The 20,429-nt window shown below is 73.8% G+C and carries 11 protein-coding genes and 1 pseudogene; 3 read left to right on the top strand and 9 right to left on the bottom strand.

Going from position 1 to position 20,429, the window contains the following annotated elements; genetic code table 11:
- Position 1: 1 nt before the first annotated feature.
- The 4 genes from OG715_RS06215 to OG715_RS06200 form a co-directional block, all read right to left on the bottom strand.
- Positions 2–1,255, bottom strand: coding sequence for a cytochrome P450 (locus OG715_RS06215; RefSeq protein WP_266276644.1), 1,254 nt, complete (start codon positions 1,253–1,255; stop codon positions 2–4).
- A 2-nt stretch (positions 1,256–1,257) separates the two neighbouring features.
- On the bottom strand, positions 1,258–3,042 hold the full coding sequence (locus OG715_RS06210) for a type I polyketide synthase (RefSeq protein WP_266276646.1): 1,785 nt from the start codon (positions 3,040–3,042) through the stop codon (positions 1,258–1,260).
- 95 nt (positions 3,043–3,137) lie between these two features.
- The gene (locus OG715_RS06205; protein ID WP_266276648.1) at positions 3,138–4,997 is read right to left on the bottom strand and encodes a non-ribosomal peptide synthetase; all 1,860 of its coding nucleotides are present in this window, start codon (positions 4,995–4,997) and stop codon (positions 3,138–3,140) included.
- Positions 4,994–11,083 (bottom strand): type I polyketide synthase, encoded by a 6,090-nt coding sequence (locus OG715_RS06200; protein WP_266276650.1) that lies wholly within the window; start codon positions 11,081–11,083, stop codon positions 4,994–4,996. Before OG715_RS06200 ends, OG715_RS06205 begins: the two co-directional genes overlap by 4 nt.
- 655 nt (positions 11,084–11,738) lie before the next feature.
- Between OG715_RS06200 and OG715_RS06195 the strand changes: the two genes are divergently transcribed.
- The 3 genes from OG715_RS06195 (at position 11,739) to OG715_RS06185 (ending at position 15,725) form a co-directional block, all read left to right on the top strand.
- Entirely contained in the window at positions 11,739–13,085 is a 1,347-nt protein-coding gene (locus tag OG715_RS06195) for an MFS transporter (RefSeq protein ID WP_266276652.1), read from the top strand.
- A gap of 178 nt (positions 13,086–13,263) precedes the next feature.
- Positions 13,264–14,868: a serine/threonine-protein kinase gene (locus OG715_RS06190; protein ID WP_266276654.1), complete on the top strand. Its 1,605-nt coding sequence runs from the start codon at positions 13,264–13,266 to the stop codon at positions 14,866–14,868.
- A gap of 89 nt (positions 14,869–14,957) precedes the next feature.
- The gene (locus OG715_RS06185) at positions 14,958–15,725 is read left to right on the top strand and encodes a hypothetical protein (protein WP_266276656.1); all 768 of its coding nucleotides are present in this window, start codon (positions 14,958–14,960) and stop codon (positions 15,723–15,725) included.
- A gap of 124 nt (positions 15,726–15,849) precedes the next feature.
- On the opposite strand, the gene OG715_RS06180 is transcribed toward OG715_RS06185, so the two are convergent.
- The 5 genes and pseudogenes from OG715_RS06180 to OG715_RS06160 form a co-directional block, all read right to left on the bottom strand.
- Entirely contained in the window at positions 15,850–16,158 is a 309-nt protein-coding gene (locus tag OG715_RS06180) for a hypothetical protein (RefSeq protein WP_407661096.1), read from the bottom strand.
- Positions 16,100–16,912 carry a tetratricopeptide repeat protein gene (locus tag OG715_RS06175; protein ID WP_266276660.1) on the bottom strand — a complete coding sequence of 271 codons (813 nt, stop codon included), beginning with the start codon at positions 16,910–16,912 and terminating at the stop codon, positions 16,100–16,102. The genes OG715_RS06180 and OG715_RS06175 overlap by 59 nt, the downstream gene beginning before the upstream one ends.
- Positions 16,913–17,750: 838 nt before the next feature.
- A pseudogene (locus OG715_RS42365) lies at positions 17,751–17,888 on the bottom strand (helix-turn-helix transcriptional regulator); the annotation flags it as partial.
- Positions 17,889–18,208: 320 nt separating this feature from the next.
- Positions 18,209–18,706, bottom strand: a complete 498-nt coding sequence (locus tag OG715_RS06165) for a GNAT family N-acetyltransferase (protein WP_266276664.1) — start codon at positions 18,704–18,706, stop codon at positions 18,209–18,211.
- A complete protein-coding gene (locus tag OG715_RS06160) occupies positions 18,703–20,028 on the bottom strand; it encodes a DUF6271 family protein (RefSeq protein WP_266276666.1) in 1,326 nt (441 codons plus the stop codon). The genes OG715_RS06165 and OG715_RS06160 overlap by 4 nt, the downstream gene beginning before the upstream one ends.
- Positions 20,029–20,429 lie beyond the last annotated feature (401 nt).

Below are 20,429 nucleotides of genomic sequence, written 5' to 3'. Positions count from 1 at the left end.
GTCAGGCGTCGGCGGCCCTCAGTCCGGAGGGGTCGGGGGTGAACCGCACCGGCATCGTGGAGAATCCGGTCAGGAAGTTCGACCGGATCCGCCGCGCCTCCTCGGTCTGCTCGAAACCGGTGGTGAAGTCCCGCAGGGCGCCGAGCAGTTCGGCGATCTCCACCTTGGCCAGGTACGAGCCGACACAGAAGTGCGGACCGTAGCCGAAGGCCATGTGCTTGTTGGGCGCGCGACCGAGGTCGAACTCCCCGGGCCGGTCGAAGACCCGCTCGTCCCGGTTGCCGGAGGCGTGCCAGAGGGTGACGATCTCGCCCGGCCGCAGCCGGACGCCGTGCAGTTCGGTCTCCCGCTCGACGCTGCGCCCGAAGTGCATGGTGGGCGAGGCCCAGCGCAGCACCTCGTCCACCGCCGTCCCGACCGCGACCTCGCCGCGCTTGAAGCGGCGCCACTCCTCGGGCCGGGCCGCCAGGGTGTGGAGGCAGTCGATCATCGTCAGCCGACTGGTCTCGTCGCCCCCGATGATCAGGCTGTAGCAGTTGAGCACCACGTCCTCGTCGGACAGCGGCACCCCGTCGATCGAACTCGCGACCAGCATGCTGATCACGTCGTCGCCGGGCGACTCGCGGCGCTCCTCGACGACGTCCATGAAGTACATCAGGATCTCGTTGCGGGCCATCGCGGAGTCGACCGCGTCGACGTCCTCGCCCTCCGCCGAGAGCGCCGCCTTCGTCAGGCTGAGCAGGTAGTCCCGGTCCTCCTCGGGCACGCCGAGCAGGCTGGAGATGGTGGTCATCGGGATCCGGCTGGCGATCTCCTCGGCGAACTCGCAGGTGCCGGCCTCGACCGCCTCCCGGATCCACAGCCGGGTGTTGGCCCGGACGGTCCGCGCGACCTCGTCGAGCACCCGCGGCGAGAGCACCCGCTGCAGGATCTTGCGCAGTTCGTGGTGCCGGTGCCCGTCGGTGACGGCCAGCATCCGGCCGGCCGCCGCGTCCCCGCCCTCCAGCAGGGTGACGAGCACATTGCCGCGCTCCGAGGTGAAGTTCACGTTGTCGCGGTAGGTGGCGATGATGTCCTCGTGGCGGGACAGCACCCAGAACCCGCGCCGGCCGTCGACCGGCGGGTTCCAGTGCAGCGGCGCGCGGTCGCGCAGGGCGCGCCAGTACCCGTCGAGGTCGAGGGCCCGGTCGGCGAAGGTCGCCGGGTCGCCCAGGTCCACGGCCTCCAGGGCCGGGACCGGTGTGGAGGTGGTCATGCTCACCAGTCCGTGCGCCAGAACCGGCGCGGCCGGAACGGGTAGGTGGGCAGCGGCACCCGGCGCCCGGACTCCCCCCGGTGCAGGGCGCCGAAGTCCACCTGGCTGCCGCCCACCCAGGCGGCGGCCAGCCCGGCCAGCGCCGTCGCGTCGCCGCCGGCCGGCACCAGACCGCGGTCGGTGCGGCCGAAGGCGCCCGGGTCGGACGGCGGGGCGGCGGCCGTCGAGGTGACGGCCGCACCGGCGGCGTCCCCGGACAGCGCCGCGATCAGCTCCTCGCGGCTGCGCACCACGGCCGCCCAGCGGCGGGCCATCACCTTGCGGCCGAGGTTGAGGCTGAAGCAGACGTCGTCCAGCCGGAGTTCCGGGTCGGCCTCCAGCCGGGCCAGCAGCCGTTCGCGCTGCCGGGCGAGCGCCTCGTCGTCCAGGGCGGACAGGGTGGCCAGCCGAGGCCGGCCCGCCGGCTCGGGCTCGCGCCGGGCGGCGTCGGGCGCCTCCTCCAGCAGCAGGTGGGCGTTGTAGCCGCCACCGCCGATCGAGGTGATGCCGGCGCGGCGGATGCCGGCCTCCGGGTCCCAGGCGGCCGTCTCCAGCTGCGGTACGAAGGGGGTGCTGGGGAAGTCGAGGTCCGGGTTCACCTCGGTCAGGTTGATCGTGGCCGGGAGCGTCCGGTGGTACAGCGCCAGCGCGGCCTTCATCGCGCCGAAGCCGCCCGACACCACGCCACCGTGGCCCACGTTGCCCTTGACGCCGCCGATCGAGGTGGTCGCGGTCTGCTTGCCGAAGGCCATGCCCGCCGCGTGCACCTCCAGCTCGTCGGTCATCGGCAGGCCCAGGCCGTTGGCCTCGTACATCGACACCGTCTCCGGGTCGACGCCGCCGACCTGCATCGCGTTGGCGATGCAGGCGCTCAGCCGCTCGGGCTGGGCCAGGCCGTACGCCATCGCGCTGACACCGTTGTTGTTGACGGCCGAGCCCTTGACCACCGCGTAGACGTGGTCGCGGTCGGCGACGGCCCGGCCCAGCGGCTTCAGCAGCAGGGTGACGACACCGCTGGACAGCGCGGTGCCGGTGCCGTTGGCGTCGAAGGGACGGCAGTGGCCGTCCCTCGACAGGACCCGGTTCTCCTCCCACAGGTGGCCGCGGGGGTGCGGCAGCCGGACCATCGAGCCGCCGGCGATCGCCATGTCCGTCTGGCCGAGCAGCAGCGACTGGCAGGCCAGGTGCACCGCGTAGTGGAAGCCGGCGCAGACCGCGGCGACCGTGATGGCCTCGCCGGTGAGCCCCATGTAGTACAGCGCGTTGGAGGTCATGGTGTCCGGCGACCACGCCAGGCTGGCCTCGATCGCCTCCGGGCCGACCGAGACCCGGTCCGGCGGGGAGCTGTAGAGCGCGGCGGTCTGCGGGTTGTTGGCGCCGTACATGCCGATCTCGGCGGTGAGCCGGTCCGGGTCGTAGCCGCCGTCCTCCAGCGCCTCCCAGGCGCTCTCCAGGTACAGCCGGTTCTCCGGGGTCATCGCGGCGGCCATCCGGTCGCTGATGCCGAACACCGACGGGTCGAACTGGTCGTAGGTGTCGAGCACGCCGCAGGCCCGGACGTAGAACGGGCTGTGGATCAGGGTCTCGTCGACGTGGATGTCGTCCTTGGCCAGGAAGGAGACGGACTCCCGGCCGTGGACGAGGTTGTCCCAGAACTCCTCCTTGGTACGGGCTCCGGGGGCCCGCAGCGACATGCCGATGATGGCCACGTCACCCGGGTCGTAGTCCTGCTCCGGGCTTTCGGTCATGGGAACGCTCCTGCTTCGGTCGAGGGTGGTGACTCGGCGGGCGGTGCGGTTCGGTGCGCGGTGCGGTGGCCGTGCTGTTCGGTCGAAGTGCTCGTTCAGCGGCCGGTGTTGCCCCGGCCGCGCAGCGCGGCCCGGCGGGCGTCGGCGCGCTGGCGGGCCGACTGGACCACCTCCGGCGTGGCGCCGCTGTCGTCGTCGAGCCAGCGCCCGAGGGAGGCGATGTCGCGGAAGCTGAACAGGTCGGGCACCCGGACCCGGCGGTCGAAGCGCCGGGTCATCAGCCGGGCCAGCCGGACCAGCAGCAGCGAGTCCCCGCCCAGGTCGTAGAAGGCGGCCTGCACGTCGATGCCCGCCGGGTCGAGGTCCAGCAGCTCGCCCCAGATCTCGGCGAGGGCGGTCTCGGTCGGTGTGCTGGGCGCCGTCCGGGGCCCGTCGGCGCCGGCGGCCGGCGCGGGGGGCTCGGGGAGCGCGTCGCGGTCGAGCTTCCCGCCGGGGCCCAGCGGCAGGGCGGGCAGGACCACGACCGTCGCGGGCACCATGTAGTCGGGGAGCCCGGCGGCGAGGCGGGCGGTGACGGCGCTCTGCAGCGCGGCGTCCAGTCGGGGGCCGGCCGGCGCGGTCGGGCCCGCCTCCGGGTCGTCCTGCTCCGGAACGCCACTCGTCGGCACGACGTAGCCGACCAGCCGGTTGCCCCGGACGACGACGGCGGCCTCGCGGACCTCGGGGCAGCCGGTCAGCCGGGCCTCGACCTCCTCCAGCTCGATCCGGTAGCCGCGCAGCTTGACCTGGTGGTCGGTGCGGCCGAGGAAGCGCAGCTCGCCGTCCTCGGTGAACCTGACCAGGTCCCCGGTGCGGTACATCCGCTCGCCGGGCAGGAACGGGTCCGGCAGGAAGCGCTCCGCCGTGGTGCGCGGCCGGTTGACGTAGCCGTGCGCGAGGCCGACGCCGCCGAGGAACAGCTCCCCGGCCTCCCCGGCCGGGAGCCGCCGCAGCTCCTCGTCCAGCACGTACACCCGGGCCGTGCTCGTCGGCGGGCCGATGGTCGGCTCCTCCGTCCCCCCGGCCGGCACCGGCCCGAACGAGCAGAACACCGTCCCCTCGGTGGGGCCGTACGCGTTGAACACCCGCTCGGCGCCGGTCTCCCGGTACGTCCGGTCCACCAGCTTGCGGCGCAGTGCCTCGCCGCCGAACACGACGGAGCGCACGTTCGGGGGCAGCGCCCCCGCGTCGAGCAGCCCGTTCATGACCGAGGGGACCATGTTCAGATGGGTGATCCGGTCGGCGTGCCGGCTCTCCGCCAGGTGCACGGCGCTCTCGACCAGGACGAGGGAGCCGCCCCGGCAGAGCGCGTTGAAGATCTCCATCACCGACATGTCGAAGCAGACCGAGCTGGCCGCCGCGACGCCGCTCAGGTCGCAGCCCTCCAGGACCCGGTCCATTTCGGCGAGCATCGCCACACAGCCCGCGTGCCGGACGGCCACGCCCTTGGGGGTGCCGGTGGAGCCGGAGGTGTAGATGATGTAGGCGGTGTCCTCGGGCACGACGGCCGAGGGCTTCTCGCCCGGCTCGGTGGTGACGCTCTCCCCGAGCACGACCACGGTCGGCCCGGCCGGGCAGCCGGCCCGGGACGCGGGGGTGGTGAGCAGCAGCCGGGTGCCGCTGTCCCGGACCATGAACGCCAGTCGCTCGGCGGGGTAGTTCGGGTCCAGCGGCAGGTAGCAGGAACCGGAGCGCAGGACCGCCAGCATCGCCACCAGCAGGTCGGGGGTGCGCTCGACGCAGATGCCGACCGGGACGCCGGGGCCGGCGCCGTCGGCCACCAGCCGTTCGGCCAACTCCTGGGAACGGCTGTTGAGTTCGCCGTAGGTCAGGACTCCGGCGTCGGAGTGTACGGCGGTCGCGTCGGGGTTCTTGACCGCTTGCGCGACAAACTCGGAGTGCAGGGTTTCGGTCACCGGTCCGTCTCCTCCGGGAGGCCGCCCGGGGCGAGGTCGCCGAGGGCCAGGTCGGGTCGATCGATCGAGTCGAAGAGCACAGTGCGGTACAGCGCGAGCAGGTCCGTCACGGTCCGCCTTTCCAGGTAGCTCGGTTTGAACTGGACGTGGCCCGCCACCCGGCCGTCGATGTCGGCCATCGAGATCTCCAGGTCGAACTTGGCGAGGTGCCTGCGCACCTGGAGCGGTTCGAGCGGGAGCGCGTCGTCCGGGGCGATCGTGTCGCCGACGCCGTGGAAGAGCTTCACCGAGCGCGGGAACGCGTCCGAGGAGAGCCAGTTGACCACCACGTCGAACCACGGGGAGCGGCCCTCGACGCGCGGCGGCTTGAGCTGGGCGGCCAGCAGGTCCAAGGGGTAGTCCATGTGCTCCAGCAGGCCGAGCGAGAACGCGTGGACCTCGCGCAGCAGTTCGCGGAAGCTGCGCCCGGCGGAGGGGTTCGCCCGGACCAGTACCGTGTTGAGGTAGTAGCCGACGGCGGACTCCCAACCGGGTTCGGAGCGCTGGGCGATCGCGGTGGCGAGCACCGAGTCCTCCGTCCCGACCGCCCGGTTGAGGGTGGCGAAGAACCCGGCGAGCACGACCGTGCTGACCGAGACGCCCTCGCGCAGCGCGAACTCCCGCAGCCGGTCGGTCTCTTCGGTGCTCCAGCGGAAGGCGAGGTCGCGGCCCTCGTAGGTGACGCCCGGCGGCCGTTCCCGGTCGGACAGGTCGAGTCGGGCCGGCGGGTCGGCCAGCTTCGCCGACCACCAGTCCAGGGCGGCGTCGGCGGCCGGACCGGCCAGCCACTGCCGTTCCCGGGCGACGAACTCCGTGTACGGGGCGGCGGGTTCCAGGCCGGCCGGGTCGGCGCCCCGGTAGAACTCCTGGATCTCGCGGATCATGACGTCCGCGGAGGCCGCGTCGGAGGCGATGTGGTGGACCAGCACCAGCAGGTAGTGGTCGGCAGGGCCGCGCCGGAGCAGGACGACCCGCACCAGCGGTCCGTAGTCCAGGTCCAGCGGGCGGTGCCCGTGCCGGGCCAGCTCCTCGCGGGCCTGCTCGTCGTCGAGTCCGGTGGTGTCCGCGACCACGAACTCGTACACCGGCTCGTCCAGGACGACCTGGTACGGGCTGCCGCCCGCCTCCACGAAGAGGGTGCGCAGGGCGGGGTGGCGGTCCAGTACGGCCCGGACGGCGCGCTCCAACGCCTCCTCGTCGACCGAGGTCCGGATCCGGGCGGTCACCATGAAGTTGTAGGGCACGGCGTCCGGCGCGACCATCTGCATGAACCACAGCGAGGCCTGGCCGTGCGAGGCCGGGGCGAGGGTGAGGCCGAGGCCGTCGGCGCGCAGCTGCTCCAGGGCGGGCGCGTCGGTGGCCTCCAGCAGGCCGCGGGCGTCGAGTTCCTCCACCAGTTCCTCGGCGTCGAGTGCGGACAGCCCGTCGAGGAAGGACGGCTCGGGGGTCGGGGTCGGGGTCGGGGTCGGGGCCGGGGTTGCCGCTGCCGGCACCGGTACGGGCCGCGCGGAGGCGGCTGCCGGTGCGGGCGTGCCGCCGACGATCCCGACGAAGTGGGCGACCACCTCGGCGATCGAGCGGCCGTCCAGGAAGACCACCGGCGACACCCGGTGTCCGAACAGCGACTGCATCCGGTTGACCAGGCGGATCGCCAGCATCGAGTCGAGGCCGAAGTCCCGGAGTCCGGCGTCCGCGTCGAACCGGCTCACCGGCACGCCCAGCGCGTCGGCCAGCTCGGCCAGGACGACCTCGTCCACCGGTCGGGCCGCGGGGACGGGTGCCGCCGCAGGTTCGACCGCGGGTGCCGTCCCGGCCGCGTCGGCACTCGTGCTCGTGCTCGTGCTCGCGGTGACGGTCACGGGCCCGCCGACGCCCGGGATCGACGCGGGCGCGCGGTGCGGCTCGGTGTCGATCCAGTACCGGTCCTTCTGCCACTGGACGAGCGGCGTCTCCACCACCTCGACGTCGTCGGCGAACAGCGGGTCGAAGGTGAGCGGGACGCCCCGGACGTACAGCGAGGCGGCGGCGCCCAGCAGGCAGCGCAGGTCGCTCTCCTCGCGCCGCAGGGAGTTGACCGCGTGCATCTGGACGCCGCGGGTCAGCGCGATCTCCTCGACCGCGCCGCGCAGCGTCTCGTGCGGGCCGATCTCGACGAAGGTGCCGATCCCTCGGTCGACCAGTGCGCCGATCGTCTCGGCGAACCGGACCTGGTTGCGCAGGTTGTGGACCCAGTAGTCGACGTCGGCGACCGGGTTGACCGCGCCCGCCAGCGCCGTCGAGTGGAAGTCGAGTTCGGGGGCCAGCGGGGTGATGCCGTCGATCCGGGCCCGCAGCGGCGCGATCAGCGGGTCCATGCCGGGGCTGTGCACCGGCCGTTCGACCCGGATCCGGCGTACCGAGACCCCGTCCCGCCGCAACTCCGCCTCCAGCGCGTCCACGGCCTCGGGCGAGCCGGAAACCGCGGCGCTGGTGGGGCTGTTGACCACCGCCACCGCCGCGTGCGCGGCGTACGGGGCGAGCCGGGGCAGCAGCTCCTCCTCCGGCAGGTCGACCGAGATCATGGCGCCCGCGGCGGCCTCGCGCTCCAGCAGGTGCGAGCGGGCGACCACCACCCGGGCGGCGTCCTCCAGCGACAGCGCCCCGGCGACGCAGGCCGCGGCGACCTCGCCCAGGCTGTGCCCGACCACGGCCGCCGGCCGGATGCCCAGCCCGAGCCAGACCTGCGCCAGCGAGACCTGGAGGGCGAACAGCACCGGCTGCTGGAAGTCCATCTCCTCGTACCTGGCCCGCTCCGCCGGGGCGGCCAGCAGGTCGAGCACCGAGGGGCCGCCGGCCGCGCGCACGGCCTCGTCGCAGGCCCGCATCCAGGTGCGGAACCCGGCGTGGGAGCACAGCAGTTCGCGGCCCATGCCGACCCACTGGGTGCCGCCGCCGGAGAACACCAGCGCCACCCGGCGGTCGGCGCCCCCGGACACGGTGCCGGTGAGGAGCTCGGGGTGCGGCTGTCCGGCGGCGACCCGGGCGAGTCCGTCCAGGACGTCCTGCCGGGAGCGGGCGAGCAGCGCGATCCGGTGGTTGTGGTGGCTGCGCCGGGCGGCGAGCGTGTAGGCGAGGTCGGAGACCCGCAGCGCGGTGTTCCGCTCGACGTGGCTGGAGAGTTCGCGGCAGGTGTCGGTCAGCGCACCCGCCGTCCGGGCCGAGACGGTGACGAGGTGCAGGCCCCCGTCGGCCGCGGCCTCGCCCCGCTTCGGCGTGACGTGCCGCCCCCGGTCGCCCGCGAGGAACGGGTGGGCCGCGACCGGGAGTCCGGCGGTGTACAGGGCGCCGAGCGAGCCGAGCAGGGTCGCGGCCTCGTCGGCGCCCCGGCGCATCGAGGGCAGCGTGGCCGCGGGCAGGATCTCGGACACCGACTTGAGCAGCAGGGGGTGCGGGCCGAGTTCGACCACCGCGTCGACGCGGTGCTCGCGCAGCTTCAGCAGCGCGTCGACCACCAGGATCTCCTGGCGCAGGTTGGCCGCCCAGTAGTCCGGTCCGAGCTCGGACCCGTCGACGTGTTCGCCGGTGACCGTCGAGATCATCGGGACGCGGGCGGTGCGGGGCCGGAGGCCGGCGAGTTCCGCCTTCAGCGGGGCGAGCACCTGGTCGACCAGCGGCGAGTGCGGGGCGTGGCCCATCCGCACCCGGTGGTTGGTGACGTCGGCCTCGGTCAGCCGCCGGACGAGCTCGTCGATCTCCTGCGGAGTGCCGGTCACCAGGGTGGAGTTGAGGCCGTTGTGGCCGGAGAGGGTGAGCCCGCCGGTCAGGTAGGGCCGCACCTCGTCGGCCGGCGTCATCACCACGATGCCCTCGCCCCGGCCGACGGCCAGCTGCTGGAGCAGCCGGCCGTGGTGGGCGGCGAGCAGGGAGGCGTCGTCGTAGTCGAGGACCCCGGCGACGTACGAGGCGGCGAACTCGCCGACGCTCTGGCCGAGCACGACGTCCGGCTCCACGCCCAGCGAGCGCCAGGTCTCGGCCAGCGCGACCTGGAGCGAGAACAGCAGCGGTTGGAAGACGTCCATGTCGTCCAGCCGGCCGTCGGCGGAGAGCAGGTGTTCGACCGGGGAGATGCCCACCAGCTCCCGCATCCGCCGGTCGGACCTCATCATCGACCGGCGGAACACCGGCATTCCGGCGAGGAGTTGGCGGCCCATGCCGACCCACTGCGAGCCGTTGCCGGAGAACAGGAACGCCACCCGGGGCCGCTGCCCGGTCCGGTTCCCGCCCGGTTCGCCGCTGCTCAGCCCGGCGGCGGGCGCACCGTTCGCGAAGGCGTCCAGCTGGGAGCGGAGTTCGGACATGTCGCGGGCCGCCGCAGCGAGCCGGAACGGGCCGTCGCCCGGCGTGCGGCGACAGAGTTCGCGCAGGTCGGTCCCGTCCCGCAGTGCGAGGGCCCGCTCGGCCAGCGCCTCCCGGGAGTCCGCGGCAATGAGCAGCAACGAGGCTTCGGGGCGCGGCAGTTCCTCGACCGCGACATGGCAGATCGCGCCACCGAAGCCGAACGAGCTGACCCCGCCCCGGCGGGCGTCGGAGCGCCGGGGCCACGGCGTCAGCCGGTCCTGGACGGTGAGGTTGTACTCGTCGAACATGATCTGCGGGTTCGGCGCGCTGTAGTGCAGGCTCGGCGGCAGCACCCCGTTGCGCACCGACATCGCGAGCTTGACCAGGCCGACGATGCCGGCCGCCGCCTCCAGGTGGCCGACGTTGGACTTCACCGAGCCGAGCCGCAGCGGCTCCGCGCGGTCGGCGCCGCCCAGGACGGCGCCGATGGCGTTGGCCTCGATCGGGTCGCCGAGCGGCGTCGCCGAGCCGTGGGCCTCGATGTAGTCCACGAGGTGCGGGTCGATGCCGGCCCGCCGGTACGCGGTGCGGAGCATCTTCTCCTGCGCCTGCGGGTTCGGCGCGGTCATGCCGTTGCTCAGGCCGTCGTTGTTGGAGGAACTGCCCTTGATCAGGCAGTACACCGGCAGGTCGCGCTCCAGCGCCACGCTGAGCGGGGCCAGCACCACGACCCCGGCGCCCTCGCCCCGGACGTAGCCGTTGGCGCGGGCGTCGAAGGACTTGCAGCGGCCGTCCGGGGCGAGCGCCCCCATCGCGTCCATGGCGGTGTAGTAGTCGGAGACGAAGCTCAGGTTCACGCCGCCGGCCAGGACGAGGTCGCTCTCGCCCAGTTGGATCGACTGGCAGCCGACGTGCACCGAGACCAGCGAACCGGCGCAGGCGGCGTCGATGGCCATGCTCGGCCCCTGGAGGCCGAGGATGTAGGAGACGCGGTTGGCGATGATGCCGTCGTGCATGCCGGTCGCGGTGTGCGGGGTGATCTGCGCGTCGGGGCCCCGGTAGTGCGCCAGCGCGGCGTAGTCGCCCCAGCAGGAGGCCATGAACACGCCGGTGTCGCTGCCGACCAGGCTGTGCGGCGCGATCCCCGCGTCCTCCAGCGCCTCCCAGCACAGCTCCAGGACCAGCCGCTGCTGCGGGTCCATCTGGACGGCCTCGCGGGGCGAGATGCCGAAGAACAGCGGATCGAACCGGTCGATGCCGTCGATGAACCCGCCCCAGCGCACCCGGTCGTTCAGCAGTGCCCGGCGCGGGGCCGGCACCGGCCCGACGGCGTCGCCGCCGTCGACCAGCAGCTGCCAGAACCCGGCCGGGTCGGCGCCCCCTGGGAAGCGGCAGCCGATGCCGACGACGGCGACCGGCTCGTTCGGCGCGCTCCGGCGGCCGGCGGCGGGCGCGGCAACGGGCTCCGCCTCCGGCGGGCCCTCGACCAGCGCGCGGGCCAGTCCGTCGACGGTCGGGTGCTGCCACATCATGGTGGCCGGGACGCGCCGGCCGAGGAACTCGGAGAGCGAGGCGGCGAGGGCCACCGACTGCACCGACTCCAGGCCGTACCGGTGCATCGGGGCGCGGCGGTCGACGGTGTGCGCGGGGATGTTCAGCAGCTCGGCGAACCGGGACAGCAGGAATTCGGTGACGCTGGAGATGTCTCGCGCTGCGCGCTCTTGAGGCATGGCGACTCCCTCGGCAGGGCAGGTGGCGGGGTGGGGTGCGGTGCGGTGGGGGTGCGGTGGTGATGGGGGCGGCCGACGCGGAACGGCGGGGTGGGGCGGAGCGTCAGCGCCGGCGGGGCAGGGAGCGGTCGGCCGGCCCTAAGATCATCATGGGCATGACATGGATGAGTCCGTGACCGGGCAACGCTGCTCCTCCCGTGGCAAGAAGAAAGGCTCGAAAGCGTCGGACGGCGCGGCTCGGCCGCGCAGTCCGGACAGCAAGGCGTTTGCGGGATTGCTCGATGGATCGCACATCAGCGGCCTACGACGGGCCGATGGTCCCCCGGTCCGCCCGAAGGCGCGAGGGGTGCACCAGATACAGGATTGCGTACAACGCGTCCCGGTCGTCGCGGTGGCGAGATTTGATCGACAAAGTGTCCGATTCGATCTCCTGGAACGGGACGTCACGCTCAGGTACGATCCGTGTACAGGCGGGCTGGACAGCTGTTGATCGGGCAATGCAAGCTGGCCCCATGGCAGTTGAGACATTCGAGGTACCGTCGGACCGTGCTCCGGGCGCTCTGCCGGGGCCCTTGCCGCAGCCTCTTCCCCAGCCCTTTCCGCAGGTGGGCCCCGTCCGGGCGGCCGCCCGCCACGACGCCGGCGGGAGGTCCGCATGACCGACCTTGCCGTCAAGTCGGTGGTCCGGCCCGGCCTCGCGCTCGGGGTGCTGGCCGGCGCGCTCGCCCTGGACGTCAGCGGCCTCGGAGTGCTCAACGCCGCACTTCCGTCCGTGGGGGAGCGGTTCGATCTGGCCGACACCACGCTCCAGTGGGTGATGACCGCCTACGCCGTCACCTTCGCCGGCTTCCTGCTGATGGGCGGCCGACTGGCCGATGTGCTGGGCCGGCGAAGGGTGTTCGAGGCCGGCGTGGCCCTGTTCACGGTGTCCGCGCTGGTCGGGGCGGCCGCGCCGAACACCGCCGTCCTGCTGGGCGCGCGTGCCGCCCAGGGCATCGGCGCCGCCCTGTCGGGACCGGCCGCCCTGGCCCTGCTCACCCAGACCTTCCCGGCCGGTCCGGCCCGCAACCGGGCCTTCAGCGTCTACGCGGCCGTCGGCGCCGCCAGCTTCAGCGGCGGGGTGATGCTGGGCGGCGTGCTGACCCAGTTCTGGGGCTGGCGTTCGGTGCTGTGGTTCTCGGTCCTGCTCGGCCTCGCCGTGCTGGCCGCGACCCGGGCCGGCCTGCCCGACAGTCCCGGCCACAGCGGCCGGCTGGACCTGCCCGGCGCGGTCACCGGCACCGTCGGCCTCACCCTGCTGGTCGTGGGCGTCAGCAGCGACGGCGCCGCGGTCTGGTTCCTGCTCGCCGCCGCCGCGATCGCCCTGGCGCTGTTCGTGCTCCGGGAGAGCCGCACCACCGACCCGGCCCTCCCGCTCGGCCTCTTCCGGCTGGCCCCGGTCCGGGCCGCGAGCCTCGCGGCGTTCCTCCAGTACATGGGCTCGGTCGGGATGCTGTTCTTCGCGCCCCTCTACCTCCAGGGCATGCTGGACTACTCGCCCTTCGAGTCCGGACTCGCCCTGGTGCCGATGTCGGCGGCCGTCTTCCTCACCGCCAACTTCGCCACCGGCCGCCTGCTCGCCCGCTGGACCCCGCGCACCCTGATGGCGGTCGGCCTCGTCCTGATCGGCGTCGGCACCGGCCTGTGGCTGACCACCCCGCTCGACGGCGGCTACGTCCAGTACGTCCTGCCGGGCCTGGTGCTCAGCGGCATCGGCCAGGGACTCAACTTCCCCTCGATGACCTCCGCCGCCCTCTCCGGCGTCCCCGGCGAACAGCACGCCGTCGCCGGCGCGGTCAACGTCGTCACCCAGCAGATCGGCGCGAGCGCCGGTGTGGCCGTCATGGTCCTGGTCGCCGGCACTCGCGACGACGAGCTCGCCGGCTACCACCTCGCCTACCTCACCGCCGCCCTCGCCTGCCTGGCCGGCGCCGCCCTCATCGGCCTCCGTCGTCGGGCCTGACGGCGCCGTACCTGACGGCGCCCCGACGCCGCCGGACCTGACGGACCGACCGGCGGCCGTCGGGGGCGTCCGGCGACGATTTCGTGATCGTTCTCCGGGCCCGCGGACGGTCCCGGGACGGTAGCGTCGGCCCGGAAGGAGCGGCGGGGAGGCTGCTCCGGGGTGAGGGGAGTGTGGCGTGGAGCCGCTGGAAGCGGACGATCCGCAGTGGGTGGGCGAGTACCGGGTGCTGGGGAGGCTCGGTTCGGGCGGGATGGGCCGGGTCTACCTGGGCCGGACCACCGGCGGGCGGACCGTCGCCGTCAAGCTGGTCCATCGCGACCTGGCCGGGGATCCCGAGTTCCGGGCCCGGTTCCGGCACGAGGTGGCGGCGGCCCGGCGGGTCGGCGGGGTGTGGACGGCACCGGTCCTGGACGCGGACACCGAGAGCGGGCATCCCTGGGTGGCCACCGGCTACGTCGCCGGGCCCGCGCTCACCACCGCCGTGCGGGAGTTCGGGCCGCTGCCCGATCCCGCCGTGCGCGCCCTCGGCGTCGGCCTCACCGAGGCGCTCGCCCATGTGCACGGCCTCGGGCTGGTGCACCGGGACGTCAAACCGTCGAACGTGCTGCTGGCCCTGGACGGGCCGAGGCTGATCGACTTCGGCATCACCCGCGCACTGGACGCCACCGCGGGGCTCACCCGGTCCGGCCAGGTGTTCGGCTCGCCGGGCTTCATGTCACCGGAGCAGGCGAACGGGCTGCCCGCCGGTCCGGCCGGCGACGTCTTCTCGCTCGGCGCGGTGCTCGCGTTCGCGGCGACGGGCACGATGCCGTTCGGCTCCGGGGTGAGCGCGCCCGTCCTGCTCTACCGGGTGCTGCACGAGGAACCCGACCTCTCCGGACTGTCCGGCCCGCTGTACGCCGTGGTCCGCGCCTGCCTGGCCAAGGACCCCGCCTCCCGCCCGTCACCCGGGCAGCTGCGGCGGTTCCTGGACGGCGACGGCGCGGCCGCCGCCCGGCTGGGGCGCGGGGACTGGCTGCCGCCGGGGCTGGCGGCGGCGGTCGGGCGCGACGCCGTGCAGCTGCTGGACCTGGAGGGGGAGCGGGGGACGGGCTGGACGGCCCCGGGCCCGGCCCCCGCGCCGTCCGCGACCGTGCCCCCGCCCCCGTCGTCCCCACCGCCGCTGCCGACCTGGTCGGCGCCCGGCCGTGCGCCGTCACCCCGGCGCGGGTACGGCGCCCTGGCGGCCGGGCTGGCCGCCGTGCTGCTGCTGGGCGGCGGCGGGTACCTGCTGTTCGACGGCCTGCGCGGGGACCAGGAGCTGACCACCGCGTCCGAATCCGTCCCGTCCGCCTCCACCGCGTCCGCCTCCACCGCGTCCGCCTCCACCGCGTCCGCCTCCACCCCGTCCGCCTCCACCCCGTCCGCGACGGCCGCCGGGCCGGGAATCGTCCCGGCGAAGTACCTCGGGAAGTGGTTCGGTCAGCGCACGGCCGCCAACGGCGACGTCACCACCGTCACCCTCACCATCGTCCAGTCGGCGCAGAGCGAGGAGAAGAGCAAGATCCGCGCCGAGACGCCCAGCACCGGCATCTGGTGCGAAGGCGCCTGGACGCTCTCCGAGGCCGACGAGAACCGCGTGACCTACGCGTCCCGGGCGACCGGCTCCTCGGCCGGTGACCAGTGCATCACCGACAGGTCGGTCCACCGCCAGATCAGGATGCAGCCGGACGGCGGCCTCCAGTACTGCACGGACCTGCTCAAGCCGGACCAGTACATCGTGCTGCAGAAGCTGGGCTGAGCCCGGCCCGGGCCCGGGACGGGAACCGGATCAACACTTCTTCCACTCCCCATCTTTGACCTTCCGTCCGTTCACCGCCGAGGAGATCCATGACCACCACCGTCGACTCGCTGATCTCCCGCCTGCAGGACCTGCTGCTCGGGCACCTGACCAACAGCGGCGTCGACGTGGTGGCGGGCCTCCACGACATCGTCGCGCGCGCCTCGGTCCTCGGCCCCGAGGGCGCGTGGCTCGCCGCCGCGGCCCACGCCGATCTGTCCGACCTGGCCGTCGCCCAGGGGCAGGTGGATCTCGGCCTGCGCCACCTGGACGCCGCAGTGGACGGCGGTTACAACGACTGCGTGGCACTCCACGTCCCCACCGTGCTCCCACTGCACCAGGACCCCCGGTTCCGGGCCGCCTACGGGCGCATGCGCGTCACCCAGGCGGACCTGGACGAGTTCTTCTGGCTGCACCGGGAGATGCGGATCGCGGTGAGCGAGGCCCGCACCGCGACCGTCGACAACATCGGCCGCCTCGACACCGGGGTGTCCCTGCTCGCGCACGCCCCGCTGCCCACCCGCGCGCCGAACACCCCCGGCGTCCTGATCACCCGCATCCACCTCGCCGTGATCCAGGGCGCGCTCCAGCAGTCCGCCGTGAAGGCGGAGTTCCGGCGCAGCTCCGGCAACACCGCCCTCGACCTCATCGACGGCACCTGGGACCCCACCCGCGCCAGGTACGACGCCTGGCAGGCGGACGACCGCGACACCCGCCGCCACCACGCCGCCCAGGCCCGGGCCTTCGTCGAACGCCCCGGTGTCGCGACCGACCTCGCCCCCTGCCCGCCCCTCGGCTCCCTCCACTACCCGGCCTGACCCGGGCCGGGCGGGCGCGACCTGCCCGGACGGGGGCCGGGGGGTGTCCGGCCCCCGCCCGGCACCCGGCGCGCCGACGCGTCACTCCGGGCGCCTCGGCTCCGGACGCGTGACTCCGGACGTGTCACTCCGACAGCGCGGCGAGCAGGGCCCGGGCCTCGTCCGCCTCCGGGATGCCCAGGGCGCCGTGGATCCCGGCGGCCAGCCCGGCGTGCTTCCGCGCGAGGTCCGGCTCGCCCAGGCGCAGGTGGGTACGGGCCAGCCCGACGTGGATGCGGCCCAGGTTGTAGCGCTCGCCGGTGTGCGGCAGGAACTCGACCGCGGCCCGGTAGTGCCGGAGGGCGCTCTCCGGGGCGTCCATCGCCAGCAGGGCGTCACCGAGCAGGGTGTGCGACTCGGCCTGGCCGAAGGTGTCGCCGAGGTCGCGGTGCAGCTCCAGGGCCTCCTGGTACAGGTCGAGGGCCTCCGGGGGGGCGGTTCAGCCGCTGCTGGTGCTCGCCGAACTGGTTGAGTGCGATGGCCTGCCCGAGTCGGTTGCCGCCGCTCCGGTGGAACTCCAGCGCCTCCCGGTGCCGCTCCAGGGCCTCCTGCATCCGTCCGAGCCTGGTCAGCGTGGGTCCCAGATTGGTCAGGGCGATCGACTCCACCGCCGGCTCGGGGAGCTCCCGGGCGAGCCGCAGCGCCTTCCGGTGGTGGCCGAGCGCCTCCTCCAGGCGCCCCGTCCTGGTCAGGGTGAGGCCCAGGTTGGCCAGGACGTGGGCCTCACCGTTGCGGTTGCCGGTCAGCCGTTGGAGTTCCAGCGCCCGGTGGAGCAGGTCGAGCGCCTGCGGGAAGTCGCCGAGCTGGTACTGCACCAGCCCGAGGTGCCGCAGCGCGGCCGCCTCCCGGGCCGGACTGCCGAGCTGCCGGGTGGCCCGCAGGGCGTCGAGCCCCAGCCCGAGCGCCTCCTGCGCGGGCAGACGGCGCTTGAGGTGGCGCCAGAGGATCGCCGGCAGGTCCGCGGCGTACTCCGGCAGGTCGGCCTCGGCGGCATGGCGGGTGAGCGCCAGCAGATTGGCGTGCTCCCGGGTCAGCCAGTCCGTCGCCTCCGCCGGGTCGGCGAACACCAGGGGAGTGCCGCCGCCGGCACCGCCGGGTGCGGGCGGCTGCGGCCGGTGGTGCCGTTCCAGCGGGACCAGCACGTCCATCGCCGAGGCGGCGCCGTGACGGTAGTGGTCGAACAGCCGGACGAGCGCGGCCCGCGGGGCCGGTGTGGACGCCTCCCGCGCGAGCAGTTCCCCGGCGAACGCGCGCAGCAGGTCGTACGATCTCCTCCACGGTGGCGGTGTGGCCCGCGACCCGGTCCGGGCCGGCGATCCGGGCGAACAGCTCCACGGCCTCGTCGTGGCTCAGCACGTCCAGCGGCACACCGACCGCGCCGTCCAGTCCGGGCATGCGCCGCCGGGACGTCACCAGGACCAGGCAGCGCGGGTCGCCGGGGATCAACGGGCGGACCTGCGCGGCGTCGACGGCGTTGTCCAGCACCAGCAGGTACCGCTTGCCCGCCGTCCGGCTGCGCCACAGCTGGGCGCGCTCCTCGGTGTCCGGCGGCAGCGCGTTCTCGCCGACACCGACCGCCCGGAGCAGGTTGGCCAGCGCCGCGCCCGGTTCGAGCGGCGGCTGGCCCGGAGTGGCGCCGCGCAGGTCCACGAAGAGCTGTCCGTCGGGGAAGCGGTCGGCGAGGGCGTGTCCGATGTGGACGGCCAGGGCGGTCTTGCCGACCCCGGCCATGCCGTCGATGGCGGAGATGACCAGCGGACGGGCCCGGGTGCCGCCCGGTCCGGCGGCCAGGGCCAGCAGCCGGTCCACCTCCTCGCGCCGTCCGGTGAAGTCCGGGACGGCGTACGGCAGCAGCCGGGGCACCACCTGCTCCGTCGGCGGCTCCCCGGCTGGCTGCGGCTCCGACTCGCCGCGGGCCGAGGTGAGCAGCCGGTCGCGGTCGGCGGGCTCCAGCCCGAGGGCGGTGGCCAGCCGCGCCACCGAGGACAGCCGGGGCCGCCGGCGCCCCGACTCCAGCACGCTGATCGCATGGGTGGAGAGGCCCGACTGCTCCGCGAGTTCCTCCTGCGTCCACCCGGTCGAGTACCGGTACTGCCGCAGCAGCGTTCCGAAGTCCCCCAGCACGATCGCCTCCGATGAGTGGTCATCCGCGGGGACGGCGACGGCAGGGAACGGCCCAGCCCCGGAGAAGCGTCCCCCGTCGTGACTCCCGGCCCGTGGCCCTGACGGGCCCCTGACAACCGATCATCATAGAACGCCGGGCCGAGGCGATGGAGCGGTCGGCCGGTGTTGGCCGGGATGCTCCCCGGAACGCGGAAACGCGGAAACGCGGAAACGCGTACCCCGGAACGCCGGATGCCCCCGGCCCCGGCGGGAACCTCGCCCGCCGGCTCCGGGGGCGCGGTCGGGCCGTGCTGACCGGCGTCCGGGGATGCCCCGCGGACTCAGTGCACCGGCATCGACATGTAGACCGCGCGCCGCCCGTAGGACGCGGGGACGGCCACCTCCCGGTGCGAGCGGTAGCCGATGATCCGCAGCAGGATGTCCGCCCCGCGCACCGCGACCATCGAGATCTGCTCGAAGCCCAACTCGTCCGCCCGCGCCCGGAAGTGCCGCATGAACCCCAGCGCGACCTCCTTGCCGCGCAGGTCCTCGGCGATCACCAGATCGTGCACGTGCAGATTGTCCGACTCGAACGCGCCGTCCTCCGCCCGGGAGAGGTCCGGGCAGCGCAGCGGCGGGTACGGCAGGCTCAGCAGGTAGCCGCAGACCGTGCCGCCCTGCTCCAGCACGAAGCAGGTCTCCGGTGAGGCCACGGCGCGGGACTGCAGCGCCTCCCGGCCCTCCGACAGGCCGTCGGCCGCGTAGGCGTCGTGCTCCAGCGCGACCACGGCGTCCCAGTCCCCGTCGACCAGCTGCCGGATCAGGAAGTCCTCGCTCACCCGGCGGCCCCGTCCAGGCCCGGGCGCAGGCCCTCGGCACGGGCGGCGGCCACCATCCCGGCCCAGGACTCCACCAGCACCGCCCAGCGCTCGGCGTCCTCCTGCGCCTCGTCCATGAGCTGCTGCCGCTTCCCGGCCACCACGTCGGCGAGATCGGCGTACCTGCCGCCCAGCTTGCGGTAGGAGCGGTCCAGGACGTCCAGGCAGTGCTCGTTCCCGGCCCGGTCCCAGTCGACGCTGCCCCGCACCAGCTCCAGGATCGGCTCGACCTTGAGCCCGTGGTTCTCGTCCAGCAGCCCTCGGCCGTGGTCGATCATGCCGCCGTAGACCGGGTACAGGTACAGCATCGAGAGCAGGAACTTCACGAACCGCGTCTGGTAAGCGATGAAGCCGTCGTCGGTGCGGCGCTCGGGCGTGTAGTAGTTGACGATGTGGCGGTTGTGGACGACGCCGGGCGACTTCGAGTGGACCAGCGCGTGCAGCAGGGCGTAGTCGCAGCCGATGGTCTCGATCGAGGGCAGCAGCGGCAGCACCTCGTAGGCCCGGTGGTCCAGGGCGATGTTGCACATGTAGACGTTCCAGATGTCGGGAACGCCCAGGACGGAGTGGTCGCCGTCGAACGGCTCGGCGCCGACGCCCTTGAAGGAGAGGTCCACCATCGCGTCCCGGTCCTCGTCCGACCACACCGGCGGGGTCCACAGGCGCACCAGGTCGCGGTAGATCTCCGGGTCCAGTTCGAGGATCTCGCCGATGTCGATGTTGAGTTCGCCGAGGAAGGAGCCGCTGACCAGCATCACCGGCATGTCGGCGTCGGCCGGGTCGAGCTCGGAGCGGGTCACGACGGCCGCGGCCTCGCCGGCCGGCCGGCCGATCGAGAGCAGCTCGTTGTGGATCGGGAAGACCTTCTCGCCGTCGACGACCTGGAAGTCGGCGTCGTCGTTGCGCAGGTGCGTCGAGGTGCAGCCCAGGGCGGCCGCGGCGAGGAAGAGCCGGTTGACGCACGAACCGTACGCGACGGCAGGGGGGAGCATCAGGTCGAGCAGCAGCTCGGGGTCGGCGCCGCCGGCGCGTTCGGCCACCGAGCGGAAGAACTCCCGCTGCTGCTCGTTGCCGAGAAGGTGGACGAACACCCCGGGGGTGGGGGTCAGCGCGGCCACGGCGTCCGCGTTCTTCGCGAACTCGGCGTCGTCGGTGGTGTCGAGGACGAGGAGGTGCACCTCGACCCCGAAGGTCGCGACGGCGTAGGCCGCCTCCTCGGCGAGGTCCACGATGGTACCGGGGCAGGAACGCATGGTGGGCAGGGCGAGGCAGACTCGTTGCATCTGTGGAACTCTCCGTCTGATCGTCAGATTCGGTGCAGCGGCGGTCGGTCGGGGGCGGGACGGCGTGCGGTTGGCGTACGCCGACGCCACGGCGGCGTCCCGGGCGGACCTCCACGCCGACGTCCCCCGCCGCGCATGCGGCCTCCCTGCCGGTGGCCTTGCTCCACCAAGGTGGACTAGACCAACTTCAGTGTCAACGGAGTGCTTTCCGTGAGCGGGCGACGACAGGCGGACACTGCCCGAACGGGCAGCCGCCCCTGCCCCGCACCGACCCCGCCGGAACTGGACCGGCGCGGGTTCGGGGAGTCCGCCGCCGGTTGCGCGGCGGGCCCGCCCCGGCGACGGTGTGCGGGTACGGCGCTGCCCCCGGCGCCTGGGTGGCGCCGGGGGCAGCGGGTGGG

This window comes from Kitasatospora purpeofusca (assembly GCF_036010405.1).
In the GTDB taxonomy this organism is placed as follows: domain Bacteria; phylum Actinomycetota; class Actinomycetes; order Streptomycetales; family Streptomycetaceae; genus Kitasatospora; species Kitasatospora purpeofusca.
Note: the sequence above shows the minus strand (reverse complement) of the source record. Positions and strands in the feature narration are given on the sequence as shown.